A 12,024-nucleotide genomic window follows, 5' to 3' on the forward strand; every position below is an offset into this window, starting at 1 on the left:
TCCCAGTGTTGCCGCAAATGATTGAACTTATTTTATTCTGATAGCTTACAGTATTCGCCACCGTGGGTGAACGGGGCAGGGGGAGAAATGACCCGGCACCCTGTTTCCCGGGCTATGGCGTTGAGCATACCCTTGAAAATCATGGCGTGGGATGGTGCAAGCGCATACCAGTACAGCAGGCCAAAAAGTCCGCGGGGGAGAAAGCGTGATACCTGTCGCAGCTCCACGCGATGGGGCGCTTCATCTGTGGCCGGAAGTGGCTCAATGGAAAAATGGAGAACTGCATCTCCTGGAACCTTCATTTCCGCCAGCAAAAGGAGCCTGTGGTTTTCTTCCACATCAAGTACGCGCCAGAAGTCCAAGGCGTCGCCGATTTGCAATTCCGTGGGGTGGCGGCGCCCCCTGCGTAACCCTACACCGCCGACAAGTCTGTCCATGATGCCACGAATCGCCCAGAGAAAATTGGCAAAAAACCACCCTTTGTCACCGCCTATGGTGCGCAGCACGCTCCATACGCGTTCCGGCGTGCAGGCCAGCACTGTGGCGTAGTTGCTTTCCAGCACTGTGCCCCCTGCATAGAAGGCGTCGCCACATGCAAGCCATTCCGGAGGTTGCAGGGTGCCTGCGTCGTGCCAGCAGGTGCGCACCTCGTGGTGGATGGTCATGTCCAGAGCGCGGCTTATTGCTTCTCGTACGGAGAGAAGTTGCCGCGGCACCATGGTTTTTATGCGGTCATCTTTGCAGGTGACGGGATTACGCAGTCCTTCAGCCAAAGGGCGCCCTATGGAGGCAGGAACGGGGGTGACCAGATGTATCCAGTAGGAGCTGAGTCTGGGCGAGAGAACGGGCACCGGAATGATGATCCGCTGTGGCAGCCTGGCTTCTTCTGCGTATATCTTGAATATTTCCTGGTAGGTGAGGATGTCGGGCCCGCCGATATCAAAAGTCTGGCCCGCTGTTTCAGCATTTTCCAGACAACCTGTGAGATAGCCCAGCACGTCGCTGACGGCGATGGGCTGGCACTTGTTGCGAACCCATCGGGGGGTGAGCATTATGGGTAATCGCTCCACAAGATAGCGTAAAATTTCAAAGGAAGCGCTGCCGGATCCAAGAATCATGGCGGCGCGCAGCCATGTAAGTTGGGGGGCGCCGGATCCGAGAATGCGCCCCACTTCCATGCGCGAGCGCAAATGGTGGCTCAGATCATCAGTTTCATCCCCCAGCCCCCCCAGATATATGATGCGTTTGACCCCGCAGGCCTCTGCCGCCTGCAGCATATTCTGGGCAGCTATGCGGTCAGTATCCGCAAAACCCCCTGTTTTTGATGCCTTGGGGTTCATGGAGTGGACCAGATAAAACACGGTTTCCACGTCCTTACAGGCGTGTTCCAGGGATGCCTCGTCCAGGACATCTGCAGCAGCGATATCTAGATTGGGGTGATTGCCATAGGAGCGGCAGGCGATTTTTTTTGCGCTCCGTGCTGCAGCGCGAACGGAGTACCCCTGTTCCAGGAGCATGGGCACAAGCCGCCCCCCGATGTATCCCGTGGCGCCCACCACCAGCACGCGGGGGGTGTGTGCCTTTTTTTGTATGATAGTGCTCTCAGACATGGTTGCGTAGCATCAGTTCCACAGGGTGTGGCGCCAGGTAATATTGTTCCGCCAGGTATGTTTCGTCGTACTTGCGCACGTAATGATTAATGAGTGTGAGCGGTACGACAATAGGCACGAGACCGTCTGCATAATGGCTGATGTGTTCATGTAGTTCCTGCTTTTCATCGGCGGAAAGCTGTTTTTTGAAGTATCCCGCCAGGTGCTGCAGTACGTTGACATTTTTCTTTACGGTTGCGCGCAGCTCCAGGGCGCGCATAAGCAAGGATACGTATTCGCAAAACAGTTCGTTTTGATCCATGCCTTTGGCCTGAGCTACCAGGCGCCCCATTTGGGTGTAGTGTTTGGGGCTGTGGGCCATGACCAGCAGCTTGTGCCTGGTATGGAAACGCACCAGTTCTCCCACCGCCTTGCCGGTGGCTTCACACGTTTGCAGCATTTCGCGCAGCCGCTTGTACACAAAAACACGCTCGATGAAGTTTTCGCGCAGGGCAGCGTCATGCAAGCGGCCGTCATCCTCAAATGGCATGCCGGGGTAGCGTTGCATGACCATATTGGCCCAGATGCCGGAGCCGCTTGGCTTTATGCTTTTTCCGTCTTCTGAGTATACTTTGACCCGCCCCATGCCGCTGCTGGGTGATTTGCTCTTGAATATATAGCCGCAAATCCCTTGTGAATCGAGCAGTTCAAGTCGTTTGCGCCCCCATTCCTGCATCTGCTCGGTATAGTCTTTTTTTGTTTTCTGCGTCAGCAGGCGGGGCGCTGCAGGGTCCCCCACCAGGCGCAGCGCTTCTCGCGGCACGCTCATGCCGCATTCAACTTCCGGACAGACCGGGACGAATTCCACGAACCTGCCGAGGGTGGAGGCAATATACGGATCCAGCTTATGCCCGCCGTTGTAGCGTACGTTTTCGCCAAGAAGGCAGCGGGCAACGCCAAGGCGAATGGTTTGCCGGCTGCTATCGTCTGTAGGGCCGTCTTTTGGAAGAAATATATCGCAGGGTGCGCTCATGGTTGCTCCAGTAAAGGATTATTCCAGAATACATGGACCAAATGAGCATACAGCAAATACGCAACAAAGGCCATGATAAATGGCTTTTTTGCGGCAGTGCGGTGCAGCTTGGGCTGCTACAGAATCTGGTGCCCCGTAGAGGGGAGTCTACATCGACAATTGGGAAAGAAGATCGTCGATGTCGTCTTGAGACACATTGTTTTGGGGGCCCTTCAATTCAGAATCCACAACGGGTTTGTCCTTGAGTTTGGAAACCCGCTTCTGGGATTCTTCACGAATCTTGTCCACATCCAGATCGGCCGAGGTTTCCTTGGCCTTGATGGACAGTCCGGTGGACATATAGAGCTCGAATACAATGCCTTCAATGGTTTTGAGGGCTTGGATGATCTTTTTGATGCGCTGCCCTGTGAGATCCTGAAAGCTCAGGCTGGTCATAATGCGCATGAGATTTTCGCCCAAATCTTCATTGATGGAGATGAGCTGTTGGATGGCGGGGTTGGATTTACGGGTCTTGCGCAAGGACGCCAGCAATTCCTGGGAGCGGTTTTGCAATTCCATGTGCTTTTCCACCACTTCCATGATCTCAAAGGTCGCTTTTTCCGTGGTGGTCAGAATCTCGTCCAATTGCTCGGACGCTTCACTGAAAAGCTTGTCTGCTGCAACGGGGGCATCTTCAGTAAGGTTGGCGTCTCCCCCGCCTGCGGGCTTGGTGGCCTGTGCGATCTGCTTGTAGATGTTCTGCAGCCCTTGGCGCATTTCGTCACTGATGCGCCTGTAAAATTCGCTCTCCACCAGAGCTTGAGAGAGTCCGGAAGAAAGCTCCCGCTCCACTGTCTGGGTGATGGATTCCTTCATTCCCTCCACAACCTGGGAAACGACCTTTTCCATTACCTCTTCAAGCATCTGCTTTTGATTAAGCATTTCGGATCCTTTATAAGGTTCGTAGGGTGCCGGGACTATTCCCATTTGCGCTCGCGGATGGCGCGGCGCTCTTCCTGCAGCACGAATCCGATAACTTGGTCGAGCTGGGCTTCCCTGATGCGAGTGAATTCAAAGGCGTAGGCATGCTGCTGGTCTGACGGGGATTCTTCTATACGGGTGGGTTTGCCGATGGCGCCGGCAAGCCGCAGAGGAATCTGGCTGAGGGCGACAACGACTTCCATGGGCTCGCCAATTTTCAAAGCAGTATCGCTGATGAAGCGAATACCCGCACCGCTGATCTCAGTGACGATGATCTGCAGCGGAAAGTCGGCAAGGAGTTGGTCGCGGCCAAGCATGCCCAGGATGGCCTGAAGCTTGCGGTCCATGTCCATCAGAAAGTTCATCAGACTTTCGGGCAGGCGACTTTCATGGAGCAGATTCTCGCTGGAGCCGGCAAGCAGGTTGCTGGAATCATTAAAAATAGGAGGCGCCTGAGGAGAGGGCAAAGGCCGCATCCAGGCATGCAGGTTGGTTTGCACCCTGGAGTAATGGCGTTTTTCCTCACTCATAGTAGGCAACTCCTGATGTAGTGGCTTTGGCAGCCCTCTCGAGAGGGCGGATCAATGGCCGTTTTCAACTTCCATGACCATGGCGCGCACCGGGCATACCCGGATGCACAAGCCGCAGGCGGTGCAGCGGTCCATGTCGAAAAGTATGCGACGGTCGGGTTTGTTCAGGTACAGGGCGTTGACAGGGCACATTGCCGTGCAGACGCCACACTGAATACAGGATTCTTCATCCCGCGAAATGCGCTGAGCCACTTCAGAGAGCTTTATGCCGTGCTCTTTGAGGTAGCTGAGCCCTTTTTTGCAATTTTCTTCAGTGCCGATCAATTCCAGGGTCATGAACCCTTCCTTGCGGGGGGTAATGCTCGCCTGGACGATGTTGTAGGTGATGTCGAAAAGCCGGGTCAGGTTGCAGACCATGGGCTTGTCCACCACATCGGGGGGGAAAGAAAGAATGATGATTTTGCGATAAGCCTTGATGAGCTCGCTCATGCGGTCTCCATAAAAAGCGCCTCCCTGCGCCCAGGCTGCGAACAGCAGGGAGGGCGCTCAGGCGCGTCAGTTTGCGTTGCTCAGGAATTCCTCGGCGCGTTTGGCCTCAGGGGATCCTGGATATTTTTTAATAACGTCGTTCAGTACGAGACGTCCGGCTTCCTTCTTGCCGATGATGATGAAGGAAATTCCCTGCTTCAGAAGCGCTGCCGGATATTTGGTGCTGTTCGGATACTTGCCGATGACTTCCTGGTAGGCGAGGATTGCCTTGGGGTAGTCGCGCATCTGGTAATAGCTTTCACCTTGCCAGAACAGGGCATTGGGCACCAAGGGATTATCCTTGTACTGCTCGGTGAATTGTTTCCAGGAGGACTGAGCGGCCTGGAATTTGCGTTCGTTGAACTGATTGAGGGCCGTGTCATAGAGCCCCTGTGCCGTATCAGCAGGCTGTTGCGCCTGCTCAGCAGGCTGGGGCACCTGGGTCTGCGATGGTTCCTGCGCAGCAGGCTGTTCTGCAGCGCCGGGTTGGGCGGCTTCACGCTCGGCAAATGGGTCCACGGGACCATCAGGGAACTGGCGAACCGCCGGTACTTCCAACCTGCGTTGCAATTCGTTTATGCGGCCTTCCAGAGCCGCAACGCGTTTTTTCAGCGCTTCCAGGTCGTTGTTGTTTTGCGCAACTGCAGGCCTGATTTGCTCAAAGCTGTCGATCTTGCGCTGTTGTTCGCTCAGGCGGGCTTGTTGCTGTTCCACGTCGCCAGCCGTGGCGCACGCGCCAAGGGCCAGGGTCAACAGAATCAGAAGAAAACGGTATTTCATATAAACACTCCAATCTGCGCGTCCTGCGGCGTAGTCGCCAGGGGTGGTCTGCCTTTCATATCCGGAAGGCGGCACCGCAAAGGACAAGGGCATACCCGCCCAAAGTCACGCTTATCTGCGGTTACCGCGTTGCAGGTGCGGTGTGATGTATCAAATTGGTGAACAAGGAGCAAACATCCTGCTAAGGTTTTGGATGCTTCCAGCACCAGGATGTCAATGGTTCCACACGTTCGGCCGTAACAGTGTCTTTTTGGTTGTTGTGGTCGTCTTGTTTTATGACTACAGGGGGTTATTCTTCATTTGGGGTGGAATAGTCAGGCTTGCGCCCTCTTTTCCGGCCAACAAAAAAGTAGATGACCCCGCCCAGTACGGGCAAGAAGATGCAAAGGCAGACCCAGATCATTTTTTCCGAGTCGGTGGGGAATACGCGATAGAACGCGTGATAGATGCCCCACAGATTCGGGATGATGGGCAGGCCCAGCAACAGCACCCCCAGGATAACCTGGCCGGTCGGCTGCGAAAAAAAAGAACTCCAGTCGTACATCGATCAAGCTCCCGGGACTTATTACGCCCCTGTTATCGGGGCGTGCGCCCTTTAAGGTAATAGGATGCTATAAGTAGTATGGCGCCGATGGTAATGGCGCTGTCCGCCACATTGAATGCAGGCCAGTGGTATGCGCCCAGGTACAGATCCAAAAAGTCGATGACCATGCCCAAATGCAGCCGGTCAACAAGGTTGCCCAAAGCCCCGCCAAAGATGAGCCCCAGGCCGATGTGCTGGATGCGCTCTTCCGGACGGCTGAGGCGCGTCATGAAAAAGATCACGACCAATGCCAACAGACTGATGCCCACAAAGAACCATCGCTGCCAGGAGATGTCCCCCCGGTTCAAAACACCAAAGGCCGCGCCACGGTTCAAAACGTGCACAAGGTTGAAAAAGCCGGGAATGACTTCGATGCCGCTGCCCAGTTTTATGTTCTGAACCACAACGTACTTACTGAGCTGATCCAGTATAGCCACGATGATCGCGGCACCGAATAGTCTGGCGTATGCCTTGCGCACGCTTTTACCCTATCCCTGCAGCACTGCGGTGCAGCGCGGGCAGATGTCCGGATGTTCCGGGGATTCCCCCAGGGTTTCGCTAAAGGTCCAGCAGCGGGCGCATTTGTCACCCGGCGCGCGGGTTACGGAAATGCGCAGGCCGGGTAGCTCCTCGCACTGCACGCTGTCGTCGGCAGCCTTGTCAAACGGTTCCAGCCTGGCCTGGGAAACGATGAATACTTCCCGAAGGTCCGCGCCGGAGGCCGTCAGCTGGGCCATGGTCGCTTCGTCGGCGTACAGCGTGATCAGGGTGTCCAGAGGGTGCCCGACTTCGCCGGCTTTGCGCTTGGGCTCGATGGCCTTGGTCACTTCGGAGCGCACCTGCTCCACCAGCTCCCACACGCGGCGGTCTTCAGACGCCATCACCCGCCCCCCGTGTGTGGCCGCAAGGCCGAACACGGTTCCTGCTTCTGGGCGCAAGGCCTCCGGCAGATGGCGGAAGACTTCCTCGGCAGTGAAGCTCAGGACGGGCGCCATGTCCTGCACCAAAAGCTGCAGAATCTTCCACAGCACTGTCTGGGCCATGCGGCGCTCCTTGCTGTCCTTGCCGGAAACGTAAAGCCTGTCCTTGAGGATATCAAAATAAAAGGCGGAAAGGTCGGTGACGCAGAGCTGGTGCAAGGTGTGGAACACCTTATGGAATTCGTAGGCGTCATAGGCCTTCAGGATGCGGTCGTGGGCCACCATGGCCTTATCCAGGGCATAGAGATCCAACCCGGTGATTTCCTCGTCGGCCACAGCGTCGGCAGGGGTGAAATCATTCAGGTTGCCCAGGAGGTAGCGGCAGGTGTTGCGGATGCGGCGGTAGGCATCCACAAGCCTGCTCAAGATTTCGTCGGAGATGCGGATATCCTCGGTGTAGTCGACACTGGCAACCCACATGCGCAGGATCTCAGCGCCGTACTTGTCAATGATCTCCTTGGGAGCCACGACATTGCCCACCGACTTGGACATTTTCTTGCCTTCGCCATCCACAACGTAGCCGTGGGTCAGCACGGACTTGTAGGGCGCCTGCCCCCTTGTTCCCAGGGATGCGAGCAGGGAACTGTGGAACCACCCTCTGTGCTGGTCGGAACCTTCAAGGTACATGTCCGCGGGGTAGCGGCATTCCTTGCGCTGTTCGACAACGGCGGCAAAGCTGGTGCCCGAGTCAAACCACACGTCGAGAATGTCGGTTTCCTTGCGCCACGATGTGCTTTTACAGTGGGGGCACTCCAGCCCCTCGGGGACGATGTCCTCGATGGCCGTATCGAACCAGTAGTCGCAACCAGTGGGGTATTGGGCGAATTTCTCCACGATGGAGTAGGTCCAGTCGGGTTCGTGCCACGCTTCACCGCACCCTTCGCAGAGCAGCGCGATGATGGGAACTCCCCACAGACGTTGCCGCGAGATGCACCAGTCCGGACGGTTTTCGATCATGTTGTAGATGCGTTCGCGGCCCCATGCGGGAATCCAGCGCACGTCGTTCTCAATGGCGGAAAGTGCCTTCTTGCGCAGGTCGTTCTTTTCCATGGAAATGAACCACTGCGTTGTGGCGCGGAAAATGACCGGCTCCTTGCAGCGCCAGCAATGGGGGTAGGAGTGCTTCAGCTTGCCCTGGGCCATGAGGTTGCCATTGGCTTCAATGACCTCGATGACCTTGGGGTTGGCCTCGAAAACCGTCATGCCGGCAAAGTGCTCGACGACATCCATGAAGCGCCCCTGATCGTCCAGGGGGGAGAGAATCTCAAGCCCGTTGCGCAGACCGGTTTCATAGTCTTCGCGTCCATGGCCAGGGGCCGTGTGTACGCATCCGGTGCCTGTGTCCAGCGTTACATAGTCGGCCAGCACAACCGGAGATTCGCGATCATAAAAGGGGTGGCGGGCCTTCAAACCTTCCAGGGCGCTTCCATCCACAGTGGCGAGTTCCGTGTAGCCGTCGCCCCAGCCGAATTTTTCGGCGCAGGATTCCAGAAGCTCCTTGGCCAGGATGTATTGCTGTCCGTCGTGTTCTACCAGCGCGTAAACAAACTCGGGGTGCACGGCCACAGCCATGTTGTCCGGGATTGTCCAGGGCGTGGTGGTCCAGATGATGATGGCGGCGCGGGACGGGTCGGCCTGGGGGATGCGCTCGGCCAGCGTCTGGTCCGGCATGGGGAAGCGCACGAAAATGGAAGGGGACACATGGTCGTGGTATTCCACCTCGGCCTCGGCAAGGGCGGTCTGGCAGGAGAGACACCAGTAAATAGGCTTCTTGCTGCGCATCACCGAGCCGTTGGCCATGAAGTTGGTCAGTTCGCGGGCCGTGGCGGCCTCGTAGGCGGGCTTCATGGTCATGTAGGGATCGTCCCACACGCCGAAAACGCCCAGGCGCTTGAATTCCTCGCGCTGCGTTCCCAGCCACTTGGTGGCGTACTCCCGGCATATCTTGCGCACCACGTTCGGGGGCACTTCCTTTTTCTTCTGCTTCAACTCGGTCTCGACCTTGTGCTCAATGGGCAGACCATGACAGTCCCAGCCCGGAACATATTCGGCCTTGTAACCGATGAGGTTCTTGGACTTGACGATAATATCCTTGAGCACCTTGTTCAGGGCCGTGCCCAGGTGAATGTGACCGTTGGCGTAGGGAGGGCCATCGTGCAGCACGAAGACACCCTTGTCGTTGTTTACGCCGGTCATGGCATTGTATGCGTCGGCCTTGTTCCAGAATTCGAGGGTCTTTGGCTCGTTCTGGGTCAGGTTGGCCTTCATGGGGAAACTTGTTTTGGGCAGATGCAGCGTCTTCTTGTAGTCGCTCATGATACGACTGGACCTCCGAAAAAAGTGCTGATGGCAAAAGATACAGGAAGCAACAAAAGAATTGACAATGGTTCAAGAGCAGCCGGAAGTCAAGAGAGAGCACGCTGCAACGGAAAAGTTGCCTGAAGCTGCAATGCTTTGCGACAGGGGCAGGCGAAAAACGCGATGCAAACTGTCAGTTGTCGCCATGTGGCTGGTGGACAGGCGGGCAGCAATTCCGGCCTGTTTTGCTCGTAATGTCCCAGAATCTGGCTTTTTTGAAACTGTGCCGGATGTGCATGCAGGTGCTTTCCTGGACGCCATTGGGTAGCTGATTTGACAACTTTGCCAAAACCGGATAGTACTACAAAAATAGAAACCTTGCTACACATATATATAGTAATATGGCTGATTCACTGCTGACAAGATCACTACGTGTGCTGGACGAGATTAGTAAGAGCCCAAAGGGGCTTCGCTTTTCAGAAGTGCAGACGCTGCTTGGCAACCCTAGTCCCTCTACCGTGAGCAAGATTCTCAAGGAGTTGGGACAGGCGGAAGTGCTGCATAAAAATGGAGATGGGCGCTATGTCTTGGGGATGAAAACCTATTTCTGGGGGAAGAACGCTGTGGCCCAGCGTGGCCCCATGAAAGGGGTGCGCAGGCACATGCGCTACATTCACGAGACATTTTTGGCTTCTGTGAATCTTTTTAGCTGTTTCGAAGAATATATGTTCTGCATGGAAAGCATCATGTCGCACCAGTCGCCATCGCTGTTTCCAGCAGGAAAAGGGTTGCCTTTGCAGTTGCCGGTCATCGGTTCCATTTTCTTTTACCCCAGGGAAAAGCTGCTGGAGCAGGAATTTCTACGCGATGCCTGTGCGGCGCACAGCCCCAACCTTGATCCTGAGACCGTGGCCGAGATTATACGCGACGCGTGGCGGGATGAAATGCAGTTCGACCCCGGGGTGTTCTATCCGGGAATCTGCAGACTGGCTGTTCCCCTGAAGGACGATGGGCGGGTGGCGCTCGTGTTGGGCGTTGGCGTGCTTATGGCCAGGGTCGGTGAGGGCAGCCTGGTAGAAGATATTAAGGCCTACCTGCGTGAGGCAAAAGCGCAGATTGAGGAAGAAATGCAATTGCAGTGAATTGCTGTTGGTACGCATAGCACTGCACATTAAGAGATTAGGAAAGGAGAATTCTTCATGTCGCAACAACGGCCGAACGTGCTGCTCATCCAATGCGATCAGCTCGCCGCATCGGCATTGCCCTGTTATGGAAATCAAGTTGCCAAGACGCCTAACATGGATTCCATTGCAGAGGATGGTGTTGTTTTTACCAGCGCTTATTGCAACAGTCCTCTTTGCGCTCCATCACGTTTTTCCATGATGTCCGGACAATATTGCTCCAGGATTGAAGCCTACGACAACGGCGCGGAATTTCCTGCTGATATACCTACTTTTGCCCATTATCTTCGAGTGAATGGCTACCGCACGGCCCTGAGCGGCAAGATGCATTTTGTGGGCGCGGACCAACTGCATGGGTTTGAAGAGCGCCTTACCACGGACGTCTACCCCGCGGACCATGGCTGGACACCTGACTGGGAGCACCCGCAGGAGCGGTTCGACTGGTGGTATCACAACATGGATAGTGTGACCCTGGCCGGCCATAACGAACGCGCCAACCAGATCGATTTTGACGACGAGGTCGGTTTTCGGGCGGAGCGCCATATCTATGACCTCGCCCGCAGCGAAGACGGGCGCCCCTTTTGTCTGGCCGTGTCTTTTACGGACCCGCATGACCCCTACATTTGCCCGCGTGAGCACTGGGAACGCTATGACCATGACGCCATCGACATGCCGGCAGTGGAGCACATTCCCTACGAGCAGTGCGACCCTCACAGCAAGCGTTTGCGCCAGGCCTATGGCATGGGGGAGGGGGAAATGGCGCCGGCGGATATACGCAATGCACGCCACGCATATTATGGTCAGATAAGCTATCTGGATGACAAGATCGGCCGTTTGCTGACTGCCTTGGAAGAAACGGGCATGCGTGAGAACACGGTTGTCATTCTCACTGCAGACCATGGCGACATGCTTGGAGAGCGCGGTCTTTGGTACAAGATGTCTCTACTGGAAGGGGCGGCCCGCGTGCCCCTTGTCATAAGTGGCAAAGGACTGTCATCGCGGCGTGTGAATACGCCGGTCTCTCTGGTGGATCTTCTGCCCACGTTGCTGGAACTGGCAAAAGCGCCTGAACTTGAAGCTCCTGCCAGCTTCATGGATGGCCACAGTCTCATGCCTCTGGCCCGGGGGGAGGCAGACCCCACACGCACGGCGGTTATCACCGAGTATATGGGAGAAGGGGCGGCGGCTCCCATGATGATGCTGCGCGAGGGAAAATACAAATACATTCATTGCCCCCTGGATCCTCCGTTGCTGTATGATTTGGAGACGGACCCGCGGGAGTTGCACAATCTGGCCGAGGAATCTGACTATGCCGCCATGGTGGAGGCATTTGCGGCCAGGGTGCAGGAGCATGTGGACTTGGACGCCCTCGATTCACGGGTCCGGGCCAGCCAGCGACGCAGACGCCTGGTGTTCTCTGCCCACATGACTGGCCAGCATACGCCGTGGGATTACCACCCCCCGTGTCATGCGGCCAATCAGTATATGCGCAACCATCTTGACCTCAATGATGTTGAAGCCAAAGCGCGGTTGCACCCCAAAGCGTCTGAAGCCAATTAAGC

At 56.1% G+C, this 12,024-nt stretch carries 12 protein-coding genes; 3 read left to right on the forward strand and 9 right to left on the reverse strand.

The annotated features are described in order from the left end of the window. Positions 1–32: 32 nt before the first annotated feature. The 9 genes from ACZ5EH_RS13180 to ileS form a co-directional block, all read right to left on the reverse strand. Entirely contained in the window at positions 33–1,610 is a 1,578-nt protein-coding gene (locus ACZ5EH_RS13180; protein WP_464274342.1) for an SDR family oxidoreductase, read from the reverse strand. Further along, entirely contained in the window at positions 1,603–2,622 is a 1,020-nt protein-coding gene (locus tag ACZ5EH_RS13185) for a YbgA family protein (RefSeq protein ID WP_464274343.1), read from the reverse strand. Before ACZ5EH_RS13185 ends, ACZ5EH_RS13180 begins: the two co-directional genes overlap by 8 nt. 147 nt (positions 2,623–2,769) lie before the next feature. Continuing rightward, positions 2,770–3,543 (reverse strand): protein phosphatase CheZ, encoded by a 774-nt coding sequence (locus tag ACZ5EH_RS13190; protein ID WP_464274344.1) that lies wholly within the window; start codon positions 3,541–3,543, stop codon positions 2,770–2,772. A 35-nt stretch (positions 3,544–3,578) separates the two neighbouring features. Continuing rightward, on the reverse strand, positions 3,579–4,112 hold the full coding sequence (locus ACZ5EH_RS13195; protein WP_464274345.1) for a PilZ domain-containing protein: 534 nt from the start codon (positions 4,110–4,112) through the stop codon (positions 3,579–3,581). A 51-nt stretch (positions 4,113–4,163) separates the two neighbouring features. Then, positions 4,164–4,601, reverse strand: coding sequence for an NIL domain-containing protein (locus tag ACZ5EH_RS13200; RefSeq protein ID WP_464274346.1), 438 nt, complete (start codon positions 4,599–4,601; stop codon positions 4,164–4,166). 66 nt (positions 4,602–4,667) lie between these two features. After that, positions 4,668–5,420, reverse strand: coding sequence for a tol-pal system protein YbgF (gene ybgF / locus ACZ5EH_RS13205; protein ID WP_464274347.1), 753 nt, complete (start codon positions 5,418–5,420; stop codon positions 4,668–4,670). 289 nt (positions 5,421–5,709) lie between these two features. After that, positions 5,710–5,964 carry a PLD nuclease N-terminal domain-containing protein gene (locus tag ACZ5EH_RS13210; RefSeq protein WP_464274348.1) on the reverse strand — a complete coding sequence of 85 codons (255 nt, stop codon included), beginning with the start codon at positions 5,962–5,964 and terminating at the stop codon, positions 5,710–5,712. A gap of 32 nt (positions 5,965–5,996) precedes the next feature. Continuing rightward, positions 5,997–6,482 (reverse strand): signal peptidase II, encoded by a 486-nt coding sequence (lspA, locus tag ACZ5EH_RS13215; RefSeq protein WP_464274349.1) that lies wholly within the window; start codon positions 6,480–6,482, stop codon positions 5,997–5,999. Positions 6,483–6,491: 9 nt separating this feature from the next. Beyond that, positions 6,492–9,299, reverse strand: coding sequence for an isoleucine--tRNA ligase (gene ileS / locus ACZ5EH_RS13220; RefSeq protein ID WP_464274350.1), 2,808 nt, complete (start codon positions 9,297–9,299; stop codon positions 6,492–6,494). 67 nt (positions 9,300–9,366) lie between these two features. Between ileS and ACZ5EH_RS13225 the strand changes: the two genes are divergently transcribed. The 3 genes from ACZ5EH_RS13225 (at position 9,367) to betC (ending at position 12,022) form a co-directional block, all read left to right on the forward strand. After that, entirely contained in the window at positions 9,367–9,609 is a 243-nt protein-coding gene (locus ACZ5EH_RS13225) for a hypothetical protein (RefSeq protein ID WP_464274351.1), read from the forward strand. A gap of 73 nt (positions 9,610–9,682) precedes the next feature. Then, positions 9,683–10,423 carry an IclR family transcriptional regulator gene (locus tag ACZ5EH_RS13230; protein ID WP_464274352.1) on the forward strand — a complete coding sequence of 247 codons (741 nt, stop codon included), beginning with the start codon at positions 9,683–9,685 and terminating at the stop codon, positions 10,421–10,423. Positions 10,424–10,480: 57 nt separating this feature from the next. Beyond that, complete coding sequence (gene betC, locus ACZ5EH_RS13235; RefSeq protein ID WP_464274353.1) at positions 10,481–12,022, forward strand: choline-sulfatase; 1,542 nt, start codon at positions 10,481–10,483, stop codon at positions 12,020–12,022. Positions 12,023–12,024 lie beyond the last annotated feature (2 nt).

It is taken from the genome of Desulfovibrio biadhensis, from assembly GCF_055388615.1.

Excerpts from the sequence above, each read along its gene's own strand:
- ACZ5EH_RS13180 (WP_464274342.1), bottom strand. The coding sequence starts at position 1,610 with ATGTCTGAGAGCACTATCATACAAAAAAAGGCACACACCCCCCGCGTG.
- ACZ5EH_RS13185 (WP_464274343.1), bottom strand. The coding sequence starts at position 2,622 with ATGAGCGCACCCTGCGATATATTTCTTCCAAAAGACGGCCCTACAGAC.
- ACZ5EH_RS13190 (WP_464274344.1), bottom strand. The coding sequence starts at position 3,543 with ATGCTTAATCAAAAGCAGATGCTTGAAGAGGTAATGGAAAAGGTCGTT.
- ACZ5EH_RS13195 (WP_464274345.1), bottom strand. The coding sequence starts at position 4,112 with ATGAGTGAGGAAAAACGCCATTACTCCAGGGTGCAAACCAACCTGCAT.
- ACZ5EH_RS13200 (WP_464274346.1), bottom strand. The coding sequence starts at position 4,601 with ATGAGCGAGCTCATCAAGGCTTATCGCAAAATCATCATTCTTTCTTTC.
- ybgF (WP_464274347.1), bottom strand. The coding sequence starts at position 5,420 with ATGAAATACCGTTTTCTTCTGATTCTGTTGACCCTGGCCCTTGGCGCG.
- ACZ5EH_RS13210 (WP_464274348.1), bottom strand. The coding sequence starts at position 5,964 with ATGTACGACTGGAGTTCTTTTTTTTCGCAGCCGACCGGCCAGGTTATC.
- ileS (WP_464274350.1), bottom strand. The coding sequence starts at position 9,299 with ATGAGCGACTACAAGAAGACGCTGCATCTGCCCAAAACAAGTTTCCCC.
- ACZ5EH_RS13225 (WP_464274351.1), top strand. The coding sequence starts at position 9,367 with ATGGTTCAAGAGCAGCCGGAAGTCAAGAGAGAGCACGCTGCAACGGAA.
- ACZ5EH_RS13230 (WP_464274352.1), top strand. The coding sequence starts at position 9,683 with ATGGCTGATTCACTGCTGACAAGATCACTACGTGTGCTGGACGAGATT.
- betC (WP_464274353.1), top strand. The coding sequence starts at position 10,481 with ATGTCGCAACAACGGCCGAACGTGCTGCTCATCCAATGCGATCAGCTC.